Annotated in this window: 27 protein-coding genes; 19 read left to right on the forward strand and 8 right to left on the reverse strand. The window is 64.4% G+C overall.

What is annotated here, in order from left to right:
* The first annotated feature begins 3 nt into the window (after positions 1-3).
* The 12 genes from urtD (at position 4) to ACYCVF_RS32590 (ending at position 9,841) form a co-directional block, all read left to right on the forward strand.
* Positions 4-765 carry an urea ABC transporter ATP-binding protein UrtD gene (gene urtD, locus ACYCVF_RS32535; RefSeq protein WP_459603731.1) on the forward strand — a complete coding sequence of 254 codons (762 nt, stop codon included), beginning with the start codon at positions 4-6 and terminating at the stop codon, positions 763-765.
* A 3-nt stretch (positions 766-768) separates the two neighbouring features.
* Positions 769-1,464, forward strand: a complete 696-nt coding sequence (gene urtE / locus ACYCVF_RS32540) for an urea ABC transporter ATP-binding subunit UrtE (protein WP_459607028.1) — start codon at positions 769-771, stop codon at positions 1,462-1,464.
* A gap of 35 nt (positions 1,465-1,499) precedes the next feature.
* Positions 1,500-2,330: an urease accessory protein UreD gene (locus ACYCVF_RS32545; protein ID WP_459603733.1), complete on the forward strand. Its 831-nt coding sequence runs from the start codon at positions 1,500-1,502 to the stop codon at positions 2,328-2,330.
* Positions 2,331-2,367: 37 nt separating this feature from the next.
* Entirely contained in the window at positions 2,368-2,670 is a 303-nt protein-coding gene (locus ACYCVF_RS32550) for an urease subunit gamma (RefSeq protein ID WP_027553946.1), read from the forward strand.
* A 130-nt stretch (positions 2,671-2,800) separates the two neighbouring features.
* Positions 2,801-3,106 (forward strand): urease subunit beta, encoded by a 306-nt coding sequence (locus ACYCVF_RS32555; RefSeq protein WP_194389956.1) that lies wholly within the window; start codon positions 2,801-2,803, stop codon positions 3,104-3,106.
* Between the two features lie 57 nt (positions 3,107-3,163).
* Positions 3,164-3,703, forward strand: a complete 540-nt coding sequence (locus tag ACYCVF_RS32560; protein ID WP_459603734.1) for an HD domain-containing protein — start codon at positions 3,164-3,166, stop codon at positions 3,701-3,703.
* 34 nt (positions 3,704-3,737) lie between these two features.
* Positions 3,738-5,453 carry an urease subunit alpha gene (gene ureC, locus ACYCVF_RS32565; RefSeq protein ID WP_459603735.1) on the forward strand — a complete coding sequence of 572 codons (1,716 nt, stop codon included), beginning with the start codon at positions 3,738-3,740 and terminating at the stop codon, positions 5,451-5,453.
* 122 nt (positions 5,454-5,575) lie between these two features.
* Positions 5,576-5,875: a putative quinol monooxygenase gene (locus ACYCVF_RS32570; RefSeq protein ID WP_459603736.1), complete on the forward strand. Its 300-nt coding sequence runs from the start codon at positions 5,576-5,578 to the stop codon at positions 5,873-5,875.
* 12 nt (positions 5,876-5,887) lie between these two features.
* On the forward strand, positions 5,888-6,517 hold the full coding sequence (locus ACYCVF_RS32575; RefSeq protein WP_459603737.1) for an urease accessory protein UreE: 630 nt from the start codon (positions 5,888-5,890) through the stop codon (positions 6,515-6,517).
* Positions 6,498-7,226, forward strand: a complete 729-nt coding sequence (locus ACYCVF_RS32580) for an urease accessory protein UreF (RefSeq protein WP_459603855.1) — start codon at positions 6,498-6,500, stop codon at positions 7,224-7,226. The genes ACYCVF_RS32575 and ACYCVF_RS32580 overlap by 20 nt, the downstream gene beginning before the upstream one ends.
* A gap of 38 nt (positions 7,227-7,264) precedes the next feature.
* On the forward strand, positions 7,265-7,888 hold the full coding sequence (gene ureG, locus ACYCVF_RS32585; protein WP_035708617.1) for an urease accessory protein UreG: 624 nt from the start codon (positions 7,265-7,267) through the stop codon (positions 7,886-7,888).
* A gap of 297 nt (positions 7,889-8,185) precedes the next feature.
* Complete coding sequence (locus tag ACYCVF_RS32590) at positions 8,186-9,841, forward strand: CHASE domain-containing protein (protein WP_459603738.1); 1,656 nt, start codon at positions 8,186-8,188, stop codon at positions 9,839-9,841.
* Positions 9,842-9,896: 55 nt separating this feature from the next.
* Here the strand turns inward: ACYCVF_RS32590 and ACYCVF_RS32595 are convergent, their stop codons facing one another.
* Positions 9,897-10,505 (reverse strand): TetR/AcrR family transcriptional regulator, encoded by a 609-nt coding sequence (locus ACYCVF_RS32595; protein ID WP_459603856.1) that lies wholly within the window; start codon positions 10,503-10,505, stop codon positions 9,897-9,899.
* Between the two features lie 81 nt (positions 10,506-10,586).
* Complete coding sequence (locus ACYCVF_RS32600; protein ID WP_459603739.1) at positions 10,587-11,729, reverse strand: OpgC domain-containing protein; 1,143 nt, start codon at positions 11,727-11,729, stop codon at positions 10,587-10,589.
* Between the two features lie 525 nt (positions 11,730-12,254).
* On the opposite strand from ACYCVF_RS32600, the gene ACYCVF_RS32605 reads away from it, so the two are divergent.
* From ACYCVF_RS32605 to ACYCVF_RS32620, 4 genes are read left to right on the forward strand one after another with little or no spacing between them, the layout of a single operon-like run.
* Positions 12,255-14,492 (forward strand): TonB-dependent siderophore receptor, encoded by a 2,238-nt coding sequence (locus ACYCVF_RS32605; protein ID WP_459603740.1) that lies wholly within the window; start codon positions 12,255-12,257, stop codon positions 14,490-14,492.
* 9 nt (positions 14,493-14,501) lie between these two features.
* On the forward strand, positions 14,502-15,194 hold the full coding sequence (locus tag ACYCVF_RS32610; protein ID WP_459603741.1) for a PepSY-associated TM helix domain-containing protein: 693 nt from the start codon (positions 14,502-14,504) through the stop codon (positions 15,192-15,194).
* Complete coding sequence (locus ACYCVF_RS32615; RefSeq protein ID WP_459603742.1) at positions 15,173-15,712, forward strand: PepSY-associated TM helix domain-containing protein; 540 nt, start codon at positions 15,173-15,175, stop codon at positions 15,710-15,712. Before ACYCVF_RS32610 ends, ACYCVF_RS32615 begins: the two co-directional genes overlap by 22 nt.
* Positions 15,709-15,906, forward strand: a complete 198-nt coding sequence (locus tag ACYCVF_RS32620) for a hypothetical protein (RefSeq protein ID WP_459603743.1) — start codon at positions 15,709-15,711, stop codon at positions 15,904-15,906. Before ACYCVF_RS32615 ends, ACYCVF_RS32620 begins: the two co-directional genes overlap by 4 nt.
* A gap of 8 nt (positions 15,907-15,914) precedes the next feature.
* Here ACYCVF_RS32620 and ACYCVF_RS32625 read toward each other — a convergent pair whose 3' ends face one another.
* The 3 genes from ACYCVF_RS32625 to ACYCVF_RS32635 form a co-directional block, all read right to left on the reverse strand.
* Positions 15,915-16,370 (reverse strand): hypothetical protein, encoded by a 456-nt coding sequence (locus ACYCVF_RS32625; RefSeq protein WP_459603744.1) that lies wholly within the window; start codon positions 16,368-16,370, stop codon positions 15,915-15,917.
* A gap of 92 nt (positions 16,371-16,462) precedes the next feature.
* On the reverse strand, positions 16,463-16,834 hold the full coding sequence (locus ACYCVF_RS32630; RefSeq protein WP_459603745.1) for an ElaB/YgaM/YqjD family protein: 372 nt from the start codon (positions 16,832-16,834) through the stop codon (positions 16,463-16,465).
* A 79-nt stretch (positions 16,835-16,913) separates the two neighbouring features.
* Positions 16,914-18,026 (reverse strand): AI-2E family transporter, encoded by a 1,113-nt coding sequence (locus ACYCVF_RS32635; protein WP_459603746.1) that lies wholly within the window; start codon positions 18,024-18,026, stop codon positions 16,914-16,916.
* Between the two features lie 209 nt (positions 18,027-18,235).
* Between ACYCVF_RS32635 and ACYCVF_RS32640 the strand changes: the two genes are divergently transcribed.
* From ACYCVF_RS32640 to ACYCVF_RS32650, 3 genes are all read left to right on the forward strand, one after another.
* Complete coding sequence (locus ACYCVF_RS32640) at positions 18,236-19,033, forward strand: L,D-transpeptidase (protein WP_459607030.1); 798 nt, start codon at positions 18,236-18,238, stop codon at positions 19,031-19,033.
* Between the two features lie 16 nt (positions 19,034-19,049).
* Positions 19,050-19,697, forward strand: a complete 648-nt coding sequence (locus ACYCVF_RS32645; RefSeq protein ID WP_459603748.1) for a DUF2865 domain-containing protein — start codon at positions 19,050-19,052, stop codon at positions 19,695-19,697.
* Positions 19,698-19,932: 235 nt separating this feature from the next.
* Positions 19,933-20,088 carry a Thivi_2564 family membrane protein gene (locus ACYCVF_RS32650; protein WP_007599832.1) on the forward strand — a complete coding sequence of 52 codons (156 nt, stop codon included), beginning with the start codon at positions 19,933-19,935 and terminating at the stop codon, positions 20,086-20,088.
* 136 nt (positions 20,089-20,224) lie between these two features.
* On the opposite strand, the gene ACYCVF_RS32655 is transcribed toward ACYCVF_RS32650, so the two are convergent.
* The 3 genes from ACYCVF_RS32655 to cysC all read right to left on the reverse strand — a co-directional run bounded on the left by ACYCVF_RS32655 (position 20,225) and on the right by cysC (position 24,930).
* On the reverse strand, positions 20,225-20,425 hold the full coding sequence (locus tag ACYCVF_RS32655) for a CsbD family protein (protein ID WP_061880957.1): 201 nt from the start codon (positions 20,423-20,425) through the stop codon (positions 20,225-20,227).
* A 129-nt stretch (positions 20,426-20,554) separates the two neighbouring features.
* Positions 20,555-22,720, reverse strand: a complete 2,166-nt coding sequence (locus ACYCVF_RS32660) for a malate synthase G (RefSeq protein WP_459603749.1) — start codon at positions 22,718-22,720, stop codon at positions 20,555-20,557.
* 293 nt (positions 22,721-23,013) lie between these two features.
* Positions 23,014-24,930: an adenylyl-sulfate kinase gene (gene cysC / locus ACYCVF_RS32665; RefSeq protein WP_459603750.1), complete on the reverse strand. Its 1,917-nt coding sequence runs from the start codon at positions 24,928-24,930 to the stop codon at positions 23,014-23,016.
* Positions 24,931-24,935 lie beyond the last annotated feature (5 nt).

Genomic DNA, 24,935 nt, shown 5'->3' on the forward strand with positions numbered 1-24,935 from the left:
GCGATGAACGTCATGGACACCCGCGCGACCTCCGCGATGCTCTATCTCGACGGCGTGCACGTCTCGTTCGACGGCTTCCACGCCATCAACAATCTGTCGCTGACGCTTGAGCCCGGCGAGATGCGCGCCATCATCGGCCCGAACGGTGCAGGCAAGACCACGATGATGGACATCATCACCGGCAAGACCAAACCCGACGAGGGCGTGGTGCTGTTCGACGGCGTCACCGACCTGACGCGGCTCGACGAGACGCGCATCGCCGAGCTCGGCATTGGCCGGAAATTCCAGAAGCCGACCGTGTTCGAGAGCCAGACCGTGCAGGACAACCTTCTGCTCGCGCTCAACGTCGATCACTCGGTCCGCGGCACGTTGTTCTGGCGCGGCAACAAGGCGGAAGCGGAACGCATCGACAAGGTGCTGGAGACGATCCGCCTGACCGACGCCCGCAACCGCCTAGCCGGCAGCCTCAGCCACGGCCAGAAGCAGTGGCTCGAAATCGGCATGCTGCTGGCGCAGGATCCGAAGTTGCTGCTCGTCGACGAGCCGGTCGCGGGGATGACCGATGTCGAGACGCATCTCACCGCCGAGCTGCTGAAGGAGATCAACAAGACCCACACCGTGATGGTGGTCGAGCACGACATGACGTTCGTGCGCGAGCTCGGCGTCAAGGTCACCTGCCTGCACGAGGGTACCGTGCTCGCGGAGGGAACCATCGACCAGGTCTCGTCCAACGAGCGGGTCATCGAAGTGTATTTGGGACGCTGAGCCATGCTTGAGGTCAAGGACATCAACCTGTTCTACGGCGCGGCCCAGGCGTTGCGCGGCGTCTCGATTTCGGCGGAGCCCGGCAAGGTCACCTGCGTGCTGGGGCGCAACGGGGTCGGCAAGACCTCGCTCTTGCGCGCCATGGTCGGCCAGTATCCGGTCGCCTCGGGCGCCATTGTGTTCGATGGCAGCGATATCACCGGCCTCAAGCCGTATGAGCGGGCGCGCAAGGGCATCGGCTTCGTGCCGCAGGGCCGCGAGATATTCCCGCTGCTGACGGTCGAGGAGAATCTCAAGACCGGATTCGGTCCGCTCAAGCGCGAGGTCAGGCACATTCCGGACGACGTGTTCTCGCTATTTCCGGTGCTGCAATCCATGCTCGGCCGCCGCGGCGGCGATCTTTCCGGCGGCCAGCAGCAGCAACTCGCGATCGGGCGTGCGCTGGTGATGCGGCCGAAGCTGCTCCTGCTCGACGAGCCGACCGAAGGCATCCAGCCTTCCATCATCAAGGACATCGGCCGCGCCATCTCTTACCTGCGCAACCTCGGCAGCATCGCCATCGTACTGGTCGAACAATATCTCGACTTTGCGTGCGAACTCGGCGACAGTTTCGCCGTGATGGATCGCGGCGCGGTGAAGTACACCTGCGACCGCTCCAATCTCGACGCAAGCGAAATCAGCCGCCAGATGGCGCTGTAATCCGGCAGTTTCTGCCGCGACCGGCTGGGGGGCGGATGCGCAGCGACGTTTCAGTCACATCCGGGATTTTCGAAGCCAACCGCGCCCGCGGCGCGGTGCGCTTCGACGTTCATGCGCGCGATGGGGTGACGCGGCGGGGCGCCTTGCATGAATCCGGCTCGCTGCGCGTGCGCTTTCCCTCGCCGGAAGGTGAGGGTCTCTCCGGCGTGTTCGTCAACACAGCCGGCGGGGTGGCCGGCGGAGACCGTTTCGACGTCGAAATCGCAGCAGGACAGGGCTCGGGGCTCACACTCACCACCGCGGCAGCCGAAAAGGTCTATCGTGCGCCCGGTGCGGCAGCGCAGCTCAGTATCGCCTTGAAAGTCGCCGCGGGAGCCCATCTGGCCTGGCTGCCTCAGGAGACGATCCTGTTCGATCGTGCCCGGGTTCACCGTCGCTTCGATATCACGCTCGACGAGAACGCCTCGCTCCTGCTTTGCGAGATCGTCGTGTTTGGCCGCACTGCAATGGGAGAGCGGATGGAGCAGGGCGAGTTCGTCGACCGCTGGCGGCTGCGCCGCGGCGGGAAGCTGGTCTTCGCCGAAACGGTCAGGCTCAGCGGCGATATCGGCGCAAAGCTCGCGCGCTCCGCGGTCGCCAAGGGCGGCGCGGCAATCGGCACGGCCCTGATCGTGCCCGGCGACGAGGCATTGGTCGAGCGCGTTCGTGAAGCATCGGAATCCTTCGCGGGCGAGGTCGGGATATCCGCGTGGAATGGGTTTGCAATGGCGCGGTTCTGTGCCCAAGATGCGGCGCGTTTGCGCGCCGACATGATGGCCGTGCTGGCGCGCACCGGCGCCGTGCTGCCGCGACTGTGGTTGAATTGATTGGCTGAATTTACGTGTCGAACGGAAGAGATGTTGCATGAACCTGTCTCCACGCGAAAAGGACAAGCTCTTGATCTCGATGGCGGCGATCGTGGCGCGCCGCAGGCTGGACCGCGGCGTCAAGCTCAACCATCCCGAGGCGGTCGCGATCATCTCCGACTTCATCCTCGAGGGCGCGCGCGACGGCCGGACCGTCGCCGAGCTGATGCAATCCGGCGCGCAGGTACTGACCCGCGACCAGGTGATGCCGGGCATTCCCGAGATGATTCATGACATCCAGGTCGAGGCGACGTTTCCGGACGGCACCAAGCTCGTCACCGTGCACGAGCCGATCCGTTGAAGCGCGAAACCTTATCAACATCGTCATGCCCGGGCTTGTCCCGGGCATCCACGACTTTCAACCAGGCGGCACCACGTGGATGGCCGGGACAAGCCCGGCCATGACGCAGCGGAGCAAGACGAGGTAGCACATGATTCCCGGCGAACTCTTCATCCAGGACGGCGAGATCGAGCTCAATGCCGGCCGCAAGACGGTCACGCTGACCGTCGCCAACACCGGCGACCGCCCGATCCAGGTCGGCTCGCACTACCATTTCTTCGAGACCAACCCGGCCCTGAAATTCGACCGCAAGAAGGCCCGCGGCATGCGCCTCGACATCGCCGCCGGCACCGCCGTCCGCTTCGAGCCCGGCCAGACCCGCGATGTCCAGCTCGTCGCGATGGCCGGCAAGAGGACCATCTACGGTTTCCGCGGCGACGTGATGGGGAAGCTGTGACCTCCACAGGAACGAGCGCGGCGCGGCACGGTTGAGGCGGGAATGGAGGTATTTCCCATGCTCACGCCAATCCGCCTTGTCTCCGAAGCCGCCGAGCTCGCTGCGCAGCGCCACAACGGCATGGCGCGCAAGGGGCGCGGTAACGAGCCTTACATCAATCATCTCGCCGAGGTCGCGAATCTGCTTGCGACCGCGACTGACGGCGCCGACGCCGAGCTGGTTGCGGCCGGCTGGCTGCATGATGCGATCGAGGACACCGACACCGCGCCCGAGGAGCTGGCACGGAGATTTTCCGCGCGTGTTGCTTCCCTCGTCGTTGAATGCACCGACGACATGAGCTTGCCGAAGGCCGAGCGGCGGCGCCGGCAGGTGATGGACGCCCCGAACAAATCCGCTGGCGCGAAGCTGATCAAGATCGCGGACAAGATCAGCAATACAGGGGCGCGCATTCAAACCGATCCCAGTGCCGAGGAACGCGACGATCTCGCCGACTACGTCGGGTGGGCCACGCAGGTCGTTGCGGGCTGCCGCGGCGGCAATGCGTGGCTCGACGAGAAATTCGATGATGCCGTGAAAGCAGCGAAGGCGCTGCTGTGACCCACCAAATATTCAAACGCAAACGGGGCTTGCGATGTCCGTCAGAATGAAACGTTCCGTCTACGCCGACATGTTCGGCCCCACCACCGGCGACAAGGTGCGGCTGGCCGACACCGACCTCATCATCGAGGTCGAGAAGGATTTTACCACCTATGGCGAGGAGGTGAAATTCGGCGGCGGCAAGGTGATCCGCGACGGCATGGGTCAGTCGCAGGTCACCAACAGGCAGGGCGCGGCCGACACGGTCATCACCAATGCGCTGATCGTCGACCATTGGGGCATCGTGAAAGCCGACGTCGCCATAAAGGACGGCATGATCGCCGCGATCGGCAAGGCCGGCAATCCCGACATCCAGCCCGGCGTGACCATCATCATAGGCCCGGGCACCGATGTGATCGCGGGCGAGGGCAAGATCCTCACGGCCGGCGGTTTCGACAGCCACATCCATTTCATCTGCCCGCAGCAGATCGAGCACGCACTCATGAGCGGCGTCACCTCGATGCTCGGCGGTGGCACCGGTCCGTCGCATGGCACCTTTGCCACCACTTGCACGCCGGGACCATGGCACATCGCGAGGATGATCCAGTCGTTCGATGCCTTCCCGGTCAATCTCGGCATCTCCGGCAAGGGCAATGCCTCGCGGCCGGCCGCGCTGGTCGAGATGATCAAGGCCGGCGCCTGCGCGCTGAAGCTGCACGAGGACTGGGGCACGACGCCGGCCGCGATCGACAACTGCCTGTCGGTCGCCGACGATCACGACATCCAGGTGATGATCCATACCGATACGCTGAACGAATCCGGTTTCGTCGAGGATACGATCAAGGTATTCAAAGGCCGCACCATTCATGCCTTCCACACCGAGGGTGCCGGCGGCGGTCACGCGCCCGACATCATCAAGGTCGCGGGGCTGAAGAACGTGCTGCCGTCCTCGACCAACCCGACGCGGCCGTTCACCCGCAACACCATCGACGAGCATCTGGACATGCTGATGGTGTGCCACCATCTCGACCCCTCGATCGCGGAAGATCTGGCGTTCGCCGAGAGCCGCATCCGCAAGGAGACGATCGCGGCCGAGGACATCCTGCACGATCTCGGCGCGCTCTCGATGATGTCCTCGGACTCCCAGGCCATGGGCCGCCTCGGCGAGGTCATCATCCGGACCTGGCAGACCGCCGACAAGATGAAGAAGCAGCGCGGGTCGTTGCCGCAGGACAAGGGCAAGGACAACGACAATTTTCGGGTCAAGCGTTACATCGCCAAGTACACGATCAATCCGGCGATCGCGCACGGCGTGTCGAAGCTGATCGGCTCGGTGGAGAAGGGCAAGCTCGCCGATCTCGTGCTGTGGTCGCCGGCCTTCTTCGGCGTCAAGCCGGACTGCATCGTCAAGGGCGGTTCGATCGTCGCAGCGCCCATGGGCGATCCCAACGCTTCGATCCCGACGCCGCAGCCGGTGCACTACCAGCCGATGTTCGGCGCCTTCGGCAAGGCACGTACGGCGTCCTCCGTCGTCTTCGCCTCGAAGGCTGCCGTCACCGGCGGCCTCGCGCGAAAGCTCGGCATCGACAAGAAGCTCTATGCCGTCCAGAACACCCGCGGCAGGATCTCCAAGAAGAGCATGATCCACAACGACGCCACGCCCAATATCGAGGTCGATCCGGAGACCTACGAGGTCCGCGCCGACGGCGAACTGCTCACTTGCGCGCCTGCCGAGGTGCTGCCGATGGCGCAGCGATATTTCATGTACTGAAATAGCGCGTTTGCATGCCTCAGGAGCATGTTCGGGTGGCTTTTCGGTTTTGCGTTCGATCCCGCCTGGTCTAATGTCCGGCCCGGTATCTGAAGCCAGAAGAAAAGCCGGGAGGATTTCTCGTGATCTACGTCGTTGCCACCTTGACCATCAAGCCCGAAACGCGCGCCGAATTCATTGCAGCGGCCACCGCCTGCATCAAGGAGACCCGGAAGGAGCCCGGCAATATCGCCTATGATCTGCACGAGAGCGTCACAGATCCCAGCAAGATGGTGTTCGTCGAGCAGTGGGAGAATGCCGAGGCTCTGGTGCCGCATCGTGGCATGGAGCACATGAAGACGTTCGGCCGCGTCGCGGTGAAATGCTTTACGGCGCCGCCGAAGATCGAGGTGATCACGCCCGAGAAGGTCGAAAAGCGGTAGCGGGGTAAACGGATGATCCGGGCGACGCAGGTCAAGGGACAGTACCGCTTCACCGAAGCGCCAGCGGATACGGTCGTGCTCGATTTCGACGATCGGCACCGGCGCCGCATGGCGATGACGGGCACGCGGGGCCTCGAATTCCTGCTCGACCTGGAGCAGGCCGTCGCGCTGCGCGGCGGCGACGCCCTCGTGCTGGAGGACGGCCGGCTGGTCGAGGTGGTCGCGGCGCCCGAGCCGCTGCTGGAGATCCGCGGGCGCGATCCGCACCATCTCGTTCGCGTTGGCTGGCACCTCGGCAATCGGCATCTGCCGACGCAGATCATGGCCAAGGCCCTGCGCATCCGTCGTGATCACGTGATCGAGGCGATGGTGAAGGGCCTCGGAGCGCGCGTGATCGAGATCGAGGCGCCGTTCGATCCCGAAGGCGGGGCTTATGCCGATGCGGCCCACGCGCATGGACACGACGACCATGCGCATCACGACCACGGCCACCATCACCACGATCATGACCACCACGATGACCATGATCATCACGGCCATGCCGCGCATGACCATGCGCACGATCATCACCATCATCACGACGAGCATTGCGACCACCCCGACCATCACCACGGCCACAAGCATGCTCATGACCACAAATGAGCCGGTTGGCGCTGCTGACCTCGCCGAGCGCGAGGCGGCGGCGCTGTACCGGTTGATGACCTGGCTATCGCCCGCGTTCCCGGTCGGCGGCTTTTCCTATTCCAGCGGCCTCGAATGGGCGGTCGAGGCGGGCGACGTCACCGACACGACCTCGCTGGCGGATTGGCTCGATGCGATGCTCGTCGACGGCTCCGGTTTCTGTGACGCGACGTTTCTGGTCCATTCCTATCGCGCCGCGGAAGCGGGCGAGACCGCCGCTTTGAACGACATCGCCGAACTCGCCGCCGCCTTCGTGCCCTCGCGCGAGCGACAGCTGGAGACGACCTCGCAGGGCCGCGCCTTCATCGACATCGCCCGCGCCGCGTGGGACGCCGATGGGCTGGATGGCACGATCGCGGAATGCAGCGCGCCATTGGTCTATCCCGTCGCGGTCGGCGTGGTCGCGGCCATGCACGGCGTGCCACTGGCGCCCACGCTGCATGCCTTCCTGCATGCGCTGGTCTCGAACTGGATTTCCGCGGCCAGCCGGCTCATCCCGCTCGGGCAGACCGACAGCCAGCGCGTGCTGGTGAGGCTGGAAGGCGCCGTCGCAGCGACCGCCAACCGTGCGCTGAATGCGGCATTGGACGATCTCGGCGGTGCGACGTTTCGCGCCGATCTCGCCAGCCTGCGACACGAGACGCAATACACGCGGCTGTTCCGGTCATGATCCGTGCGGCCTTCAACCCATCGAGAGAGAGCGATCGTATGTCGAAATCTCACGGCCCCTTGCGTGTCGGCGTCGGCGGTCCGGTCGGATCTGGCAAGACCGCCCTGATGGACCTGCTCTGCAAGACCATGCGCGAGCGCTATGACATTGCGGCGATCACCAACGACATCTACACCAAATGGGATGCGGAGTTCCTGGTGCGTTCGGGATCGCTGACGCCGGATCGCATCGCCGGCGTCGAGACCGGCGGCTGCCCGCACACCGCGATCCGCGAGGATGCCTCGATGAACCTGGCCGCGGTCGCGGATATGCGCGCCAAGTTTCCCGGACTTGATCTCGTGCTGATCGAGTCCGGCGGTGACAATCTCGCTGCCACTTTTTCCCCGGAGCTGGCCGACCTCACCATCTACGTCATCGATGTCGCCGCCGGCGACAAGATTCCGTCCAAGGGCGGCCCTGGCATCACCCGGTCCGACCTGCTGGTCATCAACAAGACCGACCTTGCGCCCCATGTCGGCGCCTCCCTGGAGAAGATGGAGACGGACGCCAGGCGCATGCGCGGCGAACGTCCGTTCGTCATGACCAACCTGAAGAAAAGCGAGGGGCTGGACCGGATTGTCGGCTTCATCGAGGCCAAGGGCGGCCTGAAACGGCCGGGCTGACGGGACGCGACCACTTGGCGCAGGTGTTTTCGTCGTTAACGCCCGGGCAGCGCCGTGACCCCGGAACAAAATTCGGACACGGCGATTGACTACCTCCTGCGCCCGGGGCGAATTCATCCCGGCCAGACCATCGGCCAGGCGGATTAAGCTTTTCGGGCGACCCAAGTTGCGTACTGATGCCTCCTCCTTCATTATCTCCGCCACCAGGGTTTGCCCTGTTTCGGCACATGGTCGTTCGGGCGGCGTTCATATGCTCCGTGTTTATTGCCGACCTCCTGCATTCGCCTGAGTAGTCGCGTGGTCAGGCTGGGCTTCATCATCGGCTTCATTGCTCTGCTCGGGGCCTTGCTCTCCGGGCTTGCAGCCTATCGCGTCCACGACCAGGAGCTGGCGCTGGACCGGATCGCGCTCGCGCGTGCGATCGACGTTCATGCGAGCCTGGTTCAGGACCGCCTCACCGAGCGGGAGCTGCTTGCGCGTGTCGCCTCGGGCCTGTTCCGCGCGCCATCCGTGATCAAGCCGAACATGCTGGAGCCGCTGCGCTCGGCGATCTACGCCTTCAAGACCGATTTCGTGGTCGCCGGCTGGATAGCCCGGCTTCAGCCGAACGAACTGGCGGCGGCGCAGGCTGCCATCGCCGGCGGCGGCTTTCCAAATCCGCAGATTCGCTCCTACGACGACAAGCCGATCAATCCGGCCGACGTCACTCAGCCGATCGACGTGCTGATCGATCTCGAGCCACGCAGCAACGATACCAAGGCGCTGCCCGGCCGCAGCTACGATCAGGACCCGGTTCGCAGTGCGATGCTGAGGCGTGCGCGCGCCGAGAAGAGGTCGGTCGCCTCGGACCCGGTGCCGTTGATCCGCGGGAACGGGGCGATCGGCATCATCGTGGCTGCACCCGTCATTCCCGAGGGAGCAACGGAGCCGGCCGGGTTCGTCACATTCTCCTATGAGCTCGCCTCCCTGATGTTGACCAATGACGACATGTCGTTGTTCGCGGTCGCGCTCAGGGATCCGCGCAAGGAAGGCGGCGAACTGATCGCCAACGACCAGGGCGTGGTCTCGACGCGCATGGCGGCGGAAGGAGCGGCCCCGTCCGCGATACGCACGGTCAGCTTCGGCGGCCGTGATTGGCAGCTCGGCTATTACGCCAAGACCAACTCGTTGCGCCGCGCCGAGCAGACCGCGATCATCGTTGCGGCGATCGGCTTTGCGATCACGGCCATGGTGTGCGGCCTGTTCGGCTATGTCGCTTACAACAATCTGCGGCTCAGTCGGGAGATCCAGGTCAGAATCGGCTTCGAGCGCCGGCTGACCGCGGTCATCGACGAGCTCAACCACCGCGTCAAGAACATCCTGGCGGTGATCCAGTCGATCGTGACGCGCACCTTGCGCCACGGCTCGGACATCGACGTCGCACGCGAGTTGCTGATCGGGCGCATCCATGCCATGTCCAACGTGGTCTCGCTGCTCAGCGAGAGCCAGTGGCAGGGCGTCAAGCTGAAGGGCCTGTTCGAGGCGCGCGCGATCCCGCATGCCGACCGCATCGCGGTGACCGGTCCTGATATTGCGGTCAGCGCACGCGCGGCACAGAGCCTATCGCTGCTGTTCTTCGAGCTTGCCTCGCATTCCGACGAAGGCCTGTCACTGGTTGGGAAGCATCCGCATATCACCGCCAGCTGGACGGTGACGGGGGAGGAGGGCGACGAGGTCTTCCATTTCCGCTGGGAAGAGTTCAACACCAGCGAATCGACACGCCGGCCCGATTCCGATTTCGGCCTGATCCTGCTCGACCGTGTCGCGCCCGAGGCGTTAGGCGGCACCGCCAAGCGCTTCTTCACCGACGTCTCCTACGTCTATGAATTGACTGCACCGATGGAGACGGTGGTCGACATGACCGAACGCGACCGCACGGACAAGATCTCGGCGCCGGTCAGGCCCGTGCGGTAGGGGGTTGTCTCATGATCGTTTCGGAAAACCGCTTCGCACTTTTCCGGATCCTGTTTTAACCCTTGGGCCGCAACACGAGATCGACGAGGTTACGCGCGTAGGCCGGCGTGACCGGCGTGATGCCGAAGACGTAGCGATAGAAGAGGCTGCCATAGATCGCGTCGTAGAGATCCTCAGCAAGCCCCTCGGCCAGAATGCTGCCGTCCTTCTGGCCCGCGGCGATCATCTCGACGAGCGCGGCGCGGCGGAATTGCAGATAACGCGTGTAGAACAACTCCGCCGAGCCGGCCTTGGAGATGCATTCGGAGATCACGGCGAGCTGGACCTTGCCGAACTCGCCCTGGAGTGCCTCGGCATAGGCCGCCGCGTGGCGGCGTGCGCGTGTGGCGGGACTGCCGGAGCTTTCCGGCGGTAGCGGCAGCATCTGTGCGGCGTGGTGGAGAAACGCGTCGATCAACAGCGCCTCGCGGGACGGCCACCATTTGTAGATCGTCATCTTGGAGACGCTGGAGTGGCGCGCGACTGCGTCGATGGTGGTGGCCGCAAGGCCGGTGGAAGCCATCAGCGCATAGGCGCTTTCGAGAATGGCGTTGCTGGTCTCGATTGACCTTGGCCGGCCGCGCCGGGGCGCGCTGTCAGCCTCGTCACCCCCGCCTTTCGCCATCGCCACGCCCGGTCTCCTCACGAGATTCCCGGCATAGCGCAGCCACAGCTTTCGGCCTAGCAGAATCGCACGATTCTGCGGTTAGGCCTGCTGCCGCAGGGCGGCAGGCAGGTCCTGCCGCCTCGACCAGGCGACGTAATGGGCCACCGCGGTCATGGCGGCGAAGCCGACGATGCTCACCACGATCTGCATCATCACCAGATTGGGGCCGGTGATCAGGATGAGATGGCCGGCAAAGGACAGGAACACGCCGACGCAGAACACGGCGAGCCATTCCTCGCCGCATCGGATGACTGCCTGAAGCGGCTTCAATCGCAGGCCGGGGTGATCGGCCGGGATCAGATGGGTGGCGAGGAAGGCGAGCGCGAGGAAGTGAACCACGCGATAAGGCGCAAGGTTCTCCTTGTCGGCCGGCGCGATGCTGTCGAGGAGGAGATCCGGCAGATAGGCGGACAATTCCGGCGAACGGCGCAGCAGGGTGATGGCCATGGCGAAGACCAGATAGCTGCCTGCGAGTATTCGCAGCCAGGGCAGATCGCGCAGCACCCGCAATGGCGCTCCTGCCACGGCGAACCAGCCGCCCAGCACCATCAGCATCTGCCAGCAAAGCGGATTGAAGGTCCACTCCTGATCCGGATAGACCCGAAAATTCCAGTCGAACCAGCGTGCGGCAAGGTATAGCGCGACCGATGCCGCCAGCGTCACGTTCGGTCGTCGCAGCAGACCCCAAAGCGCGAGAGGAAAGAAGGCCATCAGCGGGATCATCAGCTGCAGCAGGTCGAGGTTCAGCGGCTCTTCCTGGAGCACGAGACCGCGGATCAGGATGCGCAGCGGGTGTTCGAGAATGCCCGAGATGTTGTATTCGTGGATGATCTCCGGCGCCATGGATTGCGAGGCGACATAGGCGATGGCGTCGATATAGATCACGAACAGCACGACATAGGCGGCGTAAAGCCGCCAGACGCGGTGAAAGATTCGCGTCGCCGCGACCACGTAGCCGCGCTCCAGCGCCATCCTGCCATGGATAATGGCAACTCCGTAGCCCACTACGAAAACGAAGAGATCGGCCGCTCCGCTGAAGCCGAAGTTGCGCAGCGTCAGCAGATTGACGACGTTGTTCGGAATGTGGTCGACGAACACCGACCAATTGGCGATTCCAAGCGTCAGATAGAGCCTGGCGTCGTGCTGGAATGCGGCGAGGTTCGCCTTGACGGACGGTTTCATTGAGTAAAATAGCTTTGGGAATCAGGATGATGCTTCTAGCGGCAACCGCCTGCCCATCCGAGTAGCGTTTGCGTGAGTGGGACCGGATGTCCCGTTGCGCAAAAATCGCGCAGGAGCGCCGGCGCGCCTCCGTTTACGCGGTTCTTCGGAGAGAAGGACGATCTGTCCTCCGGTCATAACGGCCTCTTGAAGAGGGCGACCCGCAGCAGCGCGGGGCTTACAGCCGGCGTGCTCAGATCCCCGATGATCTGCGCGCGCTTGCGCGCCTGCGGGGGCGGTTCTGCATGATTCTGTTCAAGGTTGCAGCGCTTCTCGAGTCTGGAAATTGAAAACATACAATCTGGAGACCTTCCAGCACCCGCCGATTACGCGCTGCGGTACCTCCTTCTTGCGGCTGCAGTCAGGCATAGCCGTCGGAATTGGGGAAGTTCAGTGGGCGTCTTGGAAGTGGGGTGCTGGCGGCTGATGGGGGCTGCCAGCTCGTTTGTTTTGATCGTTGCGACTGGAGGGGCGGCAGCACAATCATTGCCTTCGGGGGCGTCCGCGGGGTCGGCGACCGAGCTCAGCCCGGTCATCGTTCAGGGCGGTGCGTCGCCGAAGCGTGCCGGCGCATCGTCCTCGCGCAGCCGCAGCGCGGTCCGCGCGCGAGCGATCTCACGTGCGAATGGGCCCGCCAACGCCGCGGCGGCGACGGCGGTCGCGGCTGGTGCGGGTGGCGGGCACAGGGAGTCAGCATTCGGTCACGTCGACGGCGTGGTCGCGACGCGGAGCGCGACCGGCACCAAGACCGACACACCGCTGATCGAGACGCCTGCAGCGATCTCGGTCATTACTCAGGATCAGATCCAGGCCCAGGGCGTACAGAGCATCGCACAGGCGGTGCGCTATACGCCGGGTACGCGCAGCGAGTTCGCCGGCGCCGACGCTCGCACCGATGCCGTCTACATCCGCGGCTTTCTCGCCGACCAGTATCTGGATTCGCTGCGGCTTCTCAACTTTGGCATCTTCGCCTACTCGCTCGTCGAGCCGTTCAATCTCGAGCGGGTCGAAGTCCTGCACGGCCCAGCTTCCATCCTGTACGGCCAGTCGTCGCCGGGAGGTCTCGTCGACATGGTCTCGAAGCGCCCAACGCTCGAGCCTTATCACGAGATGTTCGTCTCGACCGGCAGCTATGGCCGCGCCCAAGCGGGCGTCGACCTGTCCGGGCCGATCGACAAGGACAAGGAGTTTCTCTACCGCTTCACGGCGTCCGGATTCGACGTCGGCAGCCAGGTCGATCATGGCGATTACCGGCGTATCTCCATCGCGCCGTCACTGACCTGGCGGCCGGACAACAATACCACGCTTACGGTGCTCGGCACCTATCAGCGCGATCCCAAGGCTGGCTTCTACAATCAGTTGCTGCCGGCCGGAATCGGCACCGTCACGCCCTACAAGGGCAGCTTCATTCCGACCAGCTTCTATTCGGGCGAACCGGGCTTCGACAAGACCGACCGTACCCATGGCTCGGTCGGCTATCTGTTCGAGCACAGTTTCAACAACAATGTGAAGGTGCGGCAGAATCTGCGCTATACCGACCTCAGTACCGACTTCGCGGTGGCGTCGCCCAACCCCGGCACCGATCCCACCAACATGACCCGCGGCGCCTACACCACGCAGGAGAGCATCCGCTCCATTGCCGTCGACAACCAGGTCGAGGCGAAGTTCTATGCGGGTCCGTTCGAGCATACCGTGCTCGCCGGCATCGACTATCGCAACGGCGTCGATAAGACCCTCAATGGCCTGCTTGGTTCCGTGCCGCCGATCAATGCCTTCAATCCGGTTTACGGTACTTCGTTCGGGCCCGTGCCGTTCACGACCCGAAACCGCCAGCGGATCGACCAGGTCGGCGAATATATCCAGGACCAGATCAGGTTCGACCGCTGGGTGGCGCTGCTGGGCATTCGTCATGATCTCGCCCAGTCCCGCACCGAAAGCACGTCACTCGCATCGAACATCACCACCATCGCGCCGAAGTCGGATACCGCGGTGACCAAGCGTGGTGCGCTGCTCTACAAGTTCGACAACGGAATCGCGCCCTACATCCAGTACACCGAGTCGTTCCAGCCGACCGCCGGCACGACTTTCTCCGGCAGCCCGTTCGTGCCAACGACCGGTCAGCAGGAGGAGGTTGGCATCAAGTACCAGCCCAATGCCAAATCCCTCTATACGATCGCGGCGTACAACCTGATCCAGCAGAACGTGCTGACGCCGGATACCGATCCGTCCCATGGCGTTGGCCAGCGCGTCCAGACCGGCGAGATCCGGTCGCGCGGCGTCGAGTTCGAGGCCAAGACCGAGATCAATCGCGAACTGACGGTTCTGGCATCCTATACCTATCTCGACAACGTCGTGACCAGGACCAATACCGCGACCCAACTCGGCAAGCATCCGGTTGGCTTTCCCATGAATTCCGCCTCGGTCTGGGCGGATTACACCTTCCGCGGTGGAGCGCTCGACGGTTTCGGCCTGTCCGGCGGCGTCCGCTACATCGGCGAGCTTCCGGGCAATACCGCCAACACGTTCTATGTCCCCGACGTGACGCTGTTCGATGCGGCGATCCACTACGACTTCTCGGCGCTCGGACCGCTGTTCAAGGGCTATTCGGCGCAGGTCAACGCGACCAATCTGTTCGACAAGACCTACGTGGCCTATTGCCAGGACGTCGGCTGCTATTACGGCCTGCGCCGCAACGTCATCGCGACGCTACGCTACCGCTGGTAGGGGCTTGCGATGAGCGGTCAGGAGATCTCCAGGGAGCGTGTCTACGAACGAAAGCCCGTTCTGTGGCGCTGGCTTTTCGTGCACAAATGGTCGAGCCTGATATGCACGCTGTTCCTGCTCCTGATCTGCATCACCGGTCTGCCGCTGGTGCTGCGGGAGGAGATCAACAGCCTGGTCGACGACGCCTTGCCCTATGCACAGGTGCCGGAGGGCACGCCCAATGTCAGTCTCGACCGTGTCGTCGACGCCAGCCGGAAGCTTTATCCCGTCGAGACCATCATCTCGGTGTTCGTCGACGACGACGAGCCCAAGATCATGGTCTACATGGCGAGTTCGTGGGAGGCGTTCAACGCCAACCGCAAATCGCTGTACTCGATCCGGTTCGATGCCCACACCGGCGACGTGCTGAAGCAGACAAAGCCGTTCGGTGCGGACGGGCTCACCTTCCTGCAATTGATGTTGACGCTGCATCGCGACCTGTTCGCGGGTCTGCCGGGTGAGCTGTTCCTCGGCGGGATGGCTCTGCTGTTCATCGCGGCGATTGTCTCCGGCATCGCGATCTACGGGCCGTTCATGCGCAAGCTGGATTTCGGCACGGTGCGTCTGGCCCGGTCGCGGCGCCTGAAATGGCTCGATCTGCACAATCTGCTCGGCGTCGTCACATTAGGCTGGGCGCGCTCGTGGTCGGCGCGACCGGGGTGATCAACGAACTCTCGACGCCGCTCTTCGCGTTGTGGCAGCAGACCGACGTGCGCGCGATGCTGGCGCCGCTGCAGGGCAAGCAGGTGTCGCAGACCTCTGAACTGTCCTCGCCGCAGGCCGCCTATGACAAGGTGCAGGCGGCATTCCCCGAGATGATCGCCACAACCGTGGTCTATCCGGGTTCGCCGTTCGGCTCGCCCTTTCACTACATCGTCTGGACCAAGGGCAAGCAGCCGCTGACCTCGCGCCTGTTCAGTCCGGTACTGGTCGACGCCAGGAGCGGCGCGCTGGTGTCCGCGGTCGCCATGCCCTGGTACCTGCGCGCCCTGGAGCTGTCGCGCCCGCTGCATTTCGGCGATTACGGCGGGATGCCGCTGAAGATCATCTGGGTGTTGCTCGACCTCGTCACGATCGTCGTGCTCGCCAGCGGGCTATATCTCTGGCTGTCACGGTCGCGGGCCGCGAGAACGCAGCAGCATTCCACCGTAGCCCTGCAGTTACCGGGAGCGGCTGAATGACCGGCACTCGTTCGCTTCGTCTGATCTGGCGCTGGCCGGCCTTGCTTGCGGCTCTGAACGTGTTCGGCCTGCTGGCCGCCTTGATCGGCCAGACCGGGATATGGCTGCCGTTGTCGTGGATCGCGCTGACCATTCCGCTCGCGGTGGCCGCGATCTGCATCGTTCGCAGCCGGGCACAGACGCAGGCGGCCTGAGCGCCACGCTACTCGGCAGGTTCAGCCGACGCTTCGTCGGACATGCCGGCGCGGCTTGCCATGATTCCGAGCGCGACGCCGCCGATCGCCAGGATCGGCAACAGCCGCTTGATGCCGATGGCGCGAACGATCTGGAGCCCCGTGGCTAGCAGCATGGGGTCGGCGAGCATGCTCTGCGCCGTCGATCTCGCGGCCCGCTCGGCGGCGATATGGGCCCGTTTCTGCACCTCGCGCTTGTAGCCCCAGTAGGAGCCTGCGGCCGTGAGCGTCAGCAGGAAAAAGATGCCTGCGCCGGCAAGACAGGCTTGCACCGGGCCATATTGTTCCAGCACCGAGATGAAGGCTGCGGCACAGAGGAAGCACGTCGTCACGAACAGCGCGAATGCGGCAGCCGCAGCCAGCGAGGTCAGCCGCACGGTCGTGCCGGTGGATGCGCTGATCCCGTCGATGATGCGCTGAAACATGGCCTTGCTCCTCAAATCCCCATACGCCGAATCGTCACGAGCCGGCAGCGGCGGCGCCGCAGCGCCGCCGTCTCAATATCCGTTCCGCAAGCCTATCGGCGCCAGGCGGCGCCGATCAGGAAGCCGATGCCGAGCGCGAGCCCGACGGTCGCGAGCGGCCGCTGCGTGATCGCGTCTTCCAGCGTCTCCTCGATCGAGCCATAGGCGTCCTGCGCAGCCTCCATCATCGCGCTGCCGCGCTCCGACATGTCATCCATCGCGGAATCCATGTTCTCGCGCGCCTGGCGATAGCCGCTGCGAGCCTGCTTGCTGGTGGAGTTGGCAAAGGTGTTGAGCGCGTCGGTGATCTGGTCGGTGAGGGCGGCGATATCGCTTTTCACGGCTGCTACATCCTTCTCGAGGCGTTCTCTGGTGGCTTTGTCGGTCCAGTCTCTCATCCCGGCTTCGACATTGGTCGTGGACATCGGGAGCTCCAAAGTGTTTGACGGCTGAGATGGGCGGAGAACGTTTGGTCGCCGCGTAAGTTCCGTTCGCTGAAACCGGTCAGGCTTGCGGGAGCTGCGGCGAATTCACCGGCAACAGGTGCTCCTTCAGGATCAGCGCGACGATCAGGAGCGGCGACGACAGGAACGCGCCCATCGGCCCCCAAAGCCAGGTCCAGAACGCGAGTGCCAGCAGCACGGCCAGCGCGTTCAAGGCCAGTCGCCGCCCGATGATGGTCGGCGTGATGAAGTGCCCCTCCAGAAAGGTGAGGCCACCAAAGGCGAGGGCGGCCATGAGCCCGCCGCCGATGGTCGGGAAGGCGACCAGCCCCACCACGACCAGCACCACGAACATCGCAACCGGCCCGATGATCGGGATGAAATTGAGCGTTGCTGCCAGCGCGCCGAGCCCGGCCGGATTGGGCATTCCGGTAAGCGCGCAGATGAGGCCGGTGGCGACACCGACGGCGACGTTGATGAGGGTGACGGTCAGGAGATAGCTGCCGAGATGCTCTTCGATCTCGTTGAGAATGCGAAGCGTGCGCAGCCGCGCGTCATGATCGCTGAAAGTCATGATCATCGCCCGCCGCAGGTCGCGCCAGCTTGCGATGAACAGGATCAGGGTGACGAAGAACAGCAGGAATTCGGTAAAGGTCGGTGACAGGAATTCCAGCGTCGGCTGCACCCACTCGATCTTGGGCATGTGGATGCTCGGCAATGCTTCCGAGCCGCCGAGCATGGCTTGCATCTCCCGCCACAACGCAAGCGGCCGGTCGAACACGTGCAACTTGTCCTTCAGTTGCGCGCCGAGCTCCGGCAGCCGCGTGCTCCATTCCATCACGGGAGAGGCAATCAGCGCCACGACGAAGGCGACTACCGCGGTCACAGCGACCACGATAAGGACGGCGCCAAGGCTGCGGGGGACCTTGCTCCGCTCGAGGAAGCTCGCCGCCGGAGACAGCATCGTGCCGGTCACGAACGCCATCACCACCGGCAGGAAGAATGCCCTCCCGAAATAGAGCACGGCGACGACGGCAATCAGCAAGAGCCCGGCCAGCGCGAAGGCGACAAAGTCGGTGCGGCGGATGACCGGCGGCAGCTCGACATGGCTTTCGGGAAGCGGCTCGCCGTCGTTGTGGCCGGAAATCAGACGTTCACTTGGAAGGACGCGCACAATACTTCTCCCGCGAGGAATCCGCGATCCGCGCGCCCATCAATTACCTGACAACGCGCGGACGGCGCGCCGGTTCCATCGCGGCATCGTGAACAGCAGCTCGCTTGACTGTGACGTCGCTGCCTCACGCCTCGCGGGAACTTCGATCCCGCCGGCGGCGTTGTTCGGCAGCGCATCACGCTTGGTGCACACATCCAACGGGGCAGCACATGACCAAGTTCTCTGCAGTCCGTCGCAGCGTCTCGCCGCGCGCCGTCACCGCCTTCGCCTTTGCGACCGCAATGCTGGCACTGCCCTTGGGCAGCGCGTCTGCGCAGACGTTCGGCTATGCGCCGATGCAGTCGCAGGCGTACCCGCAGGACCAGGGCTACTCACAGGACTATTTGAACGAGGCGCCGCAGCAGTCGGACGAGGATGCTCAGCTGCCTGATCGCCTGCGCAAGCAGATCGTCGGCTTCGACCGCAGCGAGCCGGCCGGCACCATCGTGATCGACACCAACAACACCTATCTCTATTACGTGCTCGGCAACGGCCGCGCCATCCGCTACGGCGTCGGCGTCGGCCGCGAAGGCTTCACTTGGTCGGGAGTGCAGACCGTCAGCCGGAAGGCCGAGTGGCCGGATTGGCATCCGCCGGTCGAGATGATTGCGCGCCAGCCTTATCTTCCGCGCTTCGTCGCCGGCGGCCCCGGCAATCCGCTCGGCGCGCGTGCGATGTATCTGGGCTCCAGCCAATACCGCATCCACGGCACCAACGATCCTTCCACGATCGGCAAGTTCGTCTCGTCCGGCTGCATCCGCATGACCAACGAGGACGTCGTCGACCTGTTCAACCGCGTCAATGTCGGCGCCAAGGTCGTGGTGCTGCCGAAGAACGCTCCGTTGATGGCCAGGGGAGGCGACAAGGGAGGCGACAAGGCGGGCGATCCCGTGCGCAAGCGTCCGGCCATGACGACACTGCCCTCGGGCCGGCAGGCGTTGAACATCACGACCTCGGCCGTGAACTGAGAGCGAGCGAGGTCATATGAGCGGACGCCTGATTGGAAAAATGGCTGGAGGTGCGGCGATCCTGATCGTTGTCTCCGCCGGTTTGGCGTCGGCACCGTCGGCGCATGCGGAGGACTTTTTCTCGGCATTGTTCGGCGGCTTCCGCATGCGGCCGCCGCCCCAGATCCGGGTGCCGTTTCCGAACGACGACGTGCCGCGCTACGACACGCCACGGCGGGCCTCCTATGGCGGCGGCACGGCTTATTGCGTGCGCGGCTGCGACGGCCGCTACTTCCCGGCGCAAGGCACCGATGCCGCCAGCAAGGCGCAATCCTGCAAGAGCTTTTGCCCGGCCTCGGAAACTTCGCTGGTCTACGGCAGCAATATCGACGACGCCACGACGGAGAACGGAAAGTCGTACTCCGATCTGCCGAACGCGTTCAGGTATCGAAACGAGATCGTCGCGGGATGTACTTGCAACGGCAAGGATCCGGCGGGGCTCGCATCGGTCAAGGTCGAGGACGATCCAACCCTGCGCAAGGGCGACATCGTCGCCGGCGCCGGCGGCCTCGTGGTCGCCAGCCGCAATGCCAACGACCGCCGCGGCGCGACGATGAATTTTTCGCCGCTGCCGGAGTCGATGCGCGCGAAATTCCGCCAGGTCCCGGTCGTGGCGAAGGAATAGCCTGCCGCTCCCGACCTTGCCGGAACGTCACCGATCGTGTGCGCCAGCGCGACGGTAAGGTCGCCGCGCGCGACCTTTCACGGGCCGCGCCCCCCCGTCTTCAAAGTCTTAAGGCCACCCCGGATCACCGAAAGATTGCGGATCGTCCTGATGTTGCAGTGGGTTGCTTCACGGGAACCAGCGTCGATGCCGTGCGTTAGGTAGCATCGGCAATTTGCCTGAAGGGGGCCTCGCGATGCTGGTCGGCGTACTCGTCACCTTTCTCGTCGTTATTCTCGTGCTTTATCTCATCAACATGCTGCCGATGGACGGCCGTGCGAAGCAGATCGCGCGCGTGGTCGTCATCATCATCGGTATCGTGTCGCTGCTGAAATATCTGGCGGTATTCTAGCGAAGGTTTTGTAGCCCGGATGAGTGAAGCGATATCCGGGAAGACGCAACAAAAGTCCCCGGATATCGCTTCGCTCATCCGGGCTACACCTCAAAACAAAAGCCCCGGCGTGAGCCGGGGCTTCGTTTGTGCTGCTTTAGTGCAGCCCTTTGAGCCAATCATCCACGTCCTGGCGAACCTGGTCCTTGGCCTTGCCATAGCGTTCCTGGAGCCGGCCTTCGAGCTGCTCGCGTCGACCCTCGATCAATTGGAGGTCGTCGTCGGTGAGCTTGGCCCATTTTTCCTTGGCCGAGCCCTTGAATTGCTTCCAGTTTCCTTCGATCCGATTCCAGTCCATGACCATCTCCCGTTGGTTGATGGCCGGACAACGCGGTCCCCGGCGCAGCCGTTCCGCGGCCCGCCGCGGCGTTTCGCCCGCAAAAAAGCCCCGGCGTAAACCGGGGCTCTTGAAGTTCTCGATCGGAGCTCAGCCCGTCGCCTTCGCCTCGCGGCGGCGCGCGGTGAGGATGTATTCGGTGTAGCCGTTCGGTTGCTCGCGGCCCTTGAAGATGAGGTCGCAGGCGGCCTTGAAGGCGACGCCGTCGAAGGCGGGTGCCATCGGCTTGTAGACGGGATCGCCCGCGTTCTGCTTGTCGACGACGACGGCCATGCGCTTCAGCGATTCCATCACCTGCGCCTCGGTGATCACGCCCTGGTGCAGCCAGTTGGCGAGATGCTGGCTGGAAATGCGCAAGGTCGCGCGGTCTTCCATCAGGCCGACGTCGTGGATGTCGGGCACCTTGGAGCAGCCGACGCCCTGGTCGATCCAGCGCACGACGTAGCCGAGGATGCCCTGGCAGTTGTTGTCGATCTCCTGCTTGACGTCATCTGGCGCCCAGTTCGATTTCGATACCGGGATGGTGAGGATGTCCGAGAGCTTCGCGCGCGGTCCGCCCCTGGTGAGCTCTTCCTGGCGCGCGATGACGTTGACCTGGTGGTAGTGCAGGGCGTGCAGCGTCGCGGCCGTCGGCGAGGGCACCCAGGCGGTGGTGGCGCCGGCCTGCGGATGGCCGAGCTTTTGCGCCAGCATATCCGCCATCTTGTCGGGCGCTGCCCACATGCCCTTGCCGATCTGCGCATGCCCGGGCAGGCCACAGGTCAGGCCCATGTCGACGTTCCAGTCCTCATAGGACTTGATCCACGCCTGAGCCTTCATCTCGTTCTTGCGGATCATCGGACCCGCCTCCATCGAGGTGTGGATCTCGTCGCCGGTGCGGTCGAGGAAGCCGGTGTTGATGAACATGATGCGCTTGGAAGCGCGCTGGATGCAGGCCTTGAGGTTGACGGTGGTGCGCCGCTCCTCGTCCATGATGCCGACCTTGAGCGTGTTTTCCGGCAGGCCCAGCATCTTCTCGACGCGATCGAAAATCTCGCAGGTCAGCGACACCTCGTCCGGGCCGTGCATCTTCGGCTTGACGATATAGGCCGAGCCGGTGCGGCTGTTCTTGACCTTGGAGTTGCCCTTGAGGTCGTGAATGGCTAGCAGGCCCGAGACGGCGGCATCCAGCAGGCCCTCGGGGACCTCCTCGCCCTTCTCGTCCAGCACCGCGTCGGTGAACATGTGGTGACCGCAATTGCGCATCAGGAGGAGGCTGCGGCCGTGCAGCGTCACCTCGCCCTTGCCGTCCGGTGTCGTGTAAGATCGGTCGGCGTTGAGCGCGCGCGTCAACGTCTTGCCGCCCTTCTCGAAATCGGCCGACAGCGTGCCGTTCATCAGGCCGAGCGTATTGCGGTAGACCAGCACCTTGTCGTCGGCATCGACCGCTGCGACCGAGTCTTCCATGTCGAGGATGGTCGAGACCGCCGCTTCCATGATCATGTCGGCGACGCCAGCCGGATCGTCCTTGCCGATGGCGCTGCTGCGGTCAATCTTGACCTCGACATGGAGGCCGTTGTTGACGAGCAGCACCGCGCTCGGCGCGGCGGCATCACCCTGGAAGCCCGCGAACTGTGCGGCGTTCTTCAGCGCGGTGGCGTTGCCGCTCTTCAGCTTCACCGCGAGCTGGCCCGCGACGACGCTATAGGCGGTGACGTCGGTGTGGCTGCCGGTTGCCAGCGGCACGGCACTATCGAGGAACGCCTTGGCCTTGGCGATCACCTTGTCGCCGCGTGCCTTGTTGTAGCCCTTGCCGCTTTCCGAGGGATCGTGCGGGATCGCGTCGGTGCCGTAGAAGGCATCGTAGAGTGAGCCCCATCGTGCATTCGCCGCGTTCAACGCGTAGCGCGCATTGGTGAGAGGCACGACCAGCTGCGGGCCGCAGATCTTGCCGATTTCCTCGTCCACATTGGCAGTCTCGACCTTCTGCGTCGCCGGTTCGGGGACCAGATAGCCGATCTCCTTCAGGAAAGCGGTGTAGGCATCGAGGTCAAAGGCCTTGCCCTTGTTGGCGCGGTGCCAGTCATCGATCTTGGCCTGCAGCGTGTCGCGGAATGCGAGTAACTCGCGGTTCTTCGGGCCCAGCTCCTTGATGATGGCAGCAAGCCCGGCCCAGAATGCATCCGGTGCAATCCCCGTTTTCGGGGCCGCTTCCTTGGCGATGAAATCGAACAGGACGGGAGCGATCTTCAATCCGTGGGCGTCGACGCGTTTCATGATGGGCTTTCTTGTTGGAAATGGCTGTTTTTGGCTGCCTTTGACCCTTGAGCAGCAAAATGCACCCACGAGGGGCGGCTTTCGGGACCTATTAGCCCCAAAATCGGGGCGGTGAGAAGACCCCCAAAGGTTTGTCAAAATGTCAAGGAAAGGGGGCGGCCCAGCGCACCGCTGTCATTCCCCGCGAAAGCGAGGAATCCAGGACGCCGCCACTTTTCCGTATCCCGACCCTGTCTCTGGAATATTGGGTCGCCCGGCCGAGCCGGGCGACGACAGCGGAGAGTAGGGCGGCCTCAGATATTCGCGGCGAGGTCCACGACCTCGTCGAACAGTATGCCGGTGGTCTTCAGCATCTGCTCGATCTCGTCCGCAGCCTCGGTCACCGTCCGTTTGGACGTATCGATCACCAGCTCGGCGGACTCCGGCGCCTCGTAGTCGTTGCCAATGCCGGTGAACGAGGCCAGCGCGCCGGCGCGTGCCTTCTTGTAGTGGCCCTTGGGATCGCGTTCCTCGCACACCTGCGCCGGCGTCGCGACGTGGATCTCGCGGAACGCAGTATCCGCGATGCGGCGCGCGGTGGCGCGGTCCTCGCGGGCCGGCGAGACCGCGGCGACGATGGCGATATGGCCGTTGCGGGCGAGATGCGTCGCGACCTCGGCGAGACGGCGGATGTTTTCGCTGCGGTCAGTGGCGGAGAAGCCGAGATCGCTGTTGAGCCCGGCGCGCAGCGTGTCGCCGTCGAGCAGGATCGGCGAGCCGCCATTGCTGAACAGCCGCCGCTCCAGCGCCTTCGCCAGCGTCGACTTGCCCGAGGCGGGCAGGCCCGTGAGCCAGACCACGGCGCCGTTGTGGCGATAGCGCGCGGAGCGCTCGTCCGGCCGCAGTGCCGATTCCACCGGCACGATGTCAACAGGCACGGCGCGCTGGCCGGCATCGACCGACAGAACCAGGCCGCCGCCGGCGATGCGGCCGGAGACCTCGATCACGAGGCGGCCGGTGCGCGGGTTCTCGGTGTAGGGATCGGTCGCGATCGGATTGGACAGGGAGATGTCGATCTCGCCGACGTGGTTGCGGCCGATCACCCTGTTCTCGGAGCTCGAGAGCTCGCCGGGATCGATCGCCTTCTCGATGGCGACCACGGTGGCGCGGCTCTCCTTCGGACCGCTGCGCACCAGGAGCTGGTCGCCCTTGGCCAGCGGCTTGTCGTGCAGCCAGAAAATGCGCGCGCGCAGCCGCCTCGTCTCGCGCGGGGCACTGCCTGCATGCGCGATGATGTCGCCGCGCTCGATGAACAATTCGCGGTCGAGCGTGATGCCGACCGAGCGGCCGGCGCCCTGTCGTCCCGCCAGCGGCGTCGCCGGCCAGCTCTCGACCGTCTTGATCCTGGCGATCTTGCCGGCCGGCATGATCACGATCTCGTCGCCGGCTTTGAGGCTGCCGGATTCGATGCGGCCCGCCACGATGCGACGGTCGTCGAATTTGTAGATCGCCTGCACCGGCAGGCGCAGCGCCAGCGCTTCCAACGCCCGCGCCGGCTCCAGCCGGTCGAGCGCCTCGACCACGGTCGGTCCCTTGTACCAGCCGATGCGGCCCGTGCGCTCCGCGACGCCGTCGCCGTCGCGCGCCGAGATCGGGATCACGGCGGTCGGCGTCACGCCGAGGCCGCTCAGATGCGCCGAAATCTCGTCGCTGATGTCCCTGAAGCGCGCGGCGGAGAAATCGACGCGGTCCATCTTGTTGACGACGACAGCCACCTGCTTCACGCCGAGCAGATGCAGGAGATAGCCGTGCCGCCTCGTCTGGTCGCGCACGCCCTCGAGCGCATCGATGATCAGCACCGCGCCGTCGGCCTGCGAGGCGCCGGTGATCATGTTGCGCAGGAACTCGGCATGGCCTGGCGCGTCGATCAGGACGATGTCGCGCGAATTGGTCCGGAAGCGGATCTGCGTGGTGTCGATGGTGATGCCCTGGTCGCGCTCGGTCTGGAGCGCATCGAGCAGGAACGACCATTCGAACGGCATGCCGCGCCGCGCGCTCACGGCCTTCAGCATTTCCAACTTGCCCTCGGGCAGGCTGCCGGTCTCGTGGAGGAGACGGCCGACCAGCGTGGACTTGCCGTGATCGACATGGCCGACGATGACGATGCGTACCTGGGGGCGCGTGGTGCCGTTCGGGGTGGCGGGCGAGGCAGGCGTGACGATCATGTTCATGGCCG

The organism is Bradyrhizobium cedriense, from assembly GCF_054602315.1.

Excerpts from the sequence above, each read along its gene's own strand:
- ACYCVF_RS32630 (WP_459603745.1), bottom strand. The coding sequence starts at position 16,834 with ATGTCCACGACCAATGTCGAAGCCGGGATGAGAGACTGGACCGACAAA.
- ACYCVF_RS32660 (WP_459603749.1), bottom strand. The coding sequence starts at position 22,720 with ATGAAACGCGTCGACGCCCACGGATTGAAGATCGCTCCCGTCCTGTTC.
- urtD (WP_459603731.1), top strand. The coding sequence starts at position 4 with ATGAACGTCATGGACACCCGCGCGACCTCCGCGATGCTCTATCTCGAC.
- ACYCVF_RS32575 (WP_459603737.1), top strand. The coding sequence starts at position 5,888 with ATGATCCGGGCGACGCAGGTCAAGGGACAGTACCGCTTCACCGAAGCG.
- ACYCVF_RS32610 (WP_459603741.1), top strand. The coding sequence starts at position 14,502 with ATGAGCGGTCAGGAGATCTCCAGGGAGCGTGTCTACGAACGAAAGCCC.
- ACYCVF_RS32580 (WP_459603855.1), top strand. The coding sequence starts at position 6,498 with ATGCTCATGACCACAAATGAGCCGGTTGGCGCTGCTGACCTCGCCGAG.
- cysC (WP_459603750.1), bottom strand. The coding sequence starts at position 24,930 with ATGAACATGATCGTCACGCCTGCCTCGCCCGCCACCCCGAACGGCACC.
- ACYCVF_RS32545 (WP_459603733.1), top strand. The coding sequence starts at position 1,500 with ATGCGCAGCGACGTTTCAGTCACATCCGGGATTTTCGAAGCCAACCGC.
- ACYCVF_RS32655 (WP_061880957.1), bottom strand. The coding sequence starts at position 20,425 with ATGGACTGGAATCGGATCGAAGGAAACTGGAAGCAATTCAAGGGCTCG.
- ACYCVF_RS32560 (WP_459603734.1), top strand. The coding sequence starts at position 3,164 with ATGCTCACGCCAATCCGCCTTGTCTCCGAAGCCGCCGAGCTCGCTGCG.
- ACYCVF_RS32625 (WP_459603744.1), bottom strand. The coding sequence starts at position 16,370 with ATGTTTCAGCGCATCATCGACGGGATCAGCGCATCCACCGGCACGACC.
- ACYCVF_RS32640 (WP_459607030.1), top strand. The coding sequence starts at position 18,236 with ATGACCAAGTTCTCTGCAGTCCGTCGCAGCGTCTCGCCGCGCGCCGTC.
- ACYCVF_RS32645 (WP_459603748.1), top strand. The coding sequence starts at position 19,050 with ATGAGCGGACGCCTGATTGGAAAAATGGCTGGAGGTGCGGCGATCCTG.
- ureG (WP_035708617.1), top strand. The coding sequence starts at position 7,265 with ATGTCGAAATCTCACGGCCCCTTGCGTGTCGGCGTCGGCGGTCCGGTC.
- urtE (WP_459607028.1), top strand. The coding sequence starts at position 769 with ATGCTTGAGGTCAAGGACATCAACCTGTTCTACGGCGCGGCCCAGGCG.
- ureC (WP_459603735.1), top strand. The coding sequence starts at position 3,738 with ATGTCCGTCAGAATGAAACGTTCCGTCTACGCCGACATGTTCGGCCCC.
- ACYCVF_RS32555 (WP_194389956.1), top strand. The coding sequence starts at position 2,801 with ATGATTCCCGGCGAACTCTTCATCCAGGACGGCGAGATCGAGCTCAAT.
- ACYCVF_RS32550 (WP_027553946.1), top strand. The coding sequence starts at position 2,368 with ATGAACCTGTCTCCACGCGAAAAGGACAAGCTCTTGATCTCGATGGCG.
- ACYCVF_RS32650 (WP_007599832.1), top strand. The coding sequence starts at position 19,933 with ATGCTGGTCGGCGTACTCGTCACCTTTCTCGTCGTTATTCTCGTGCTT.
- ACYCVF_RS32600 (WP_459603739.1), bottom strand. The coding sequence starts at position 11,729 with ATGAAACCGTCCGTCAAGGCGAACCTCGCCGCATTCCAGCACGACGCC.
- ACYCVF_RS32620 (WP_459603743.1), top strand. The coding sequence starts at position 15,709 with ATGACCGGCACTCGTTCGCTTCGTCTGATCTGGCGCTGGCCGGCCTTG.
- ACYCVF_RS32595 (WP_459603856.1), bottom strand. The coding sequence starts at position 10,505 with ATGGCGAAAGGCGGGGGTGACGAGGCTGACAGCGCGCCCCGGCGCGGC.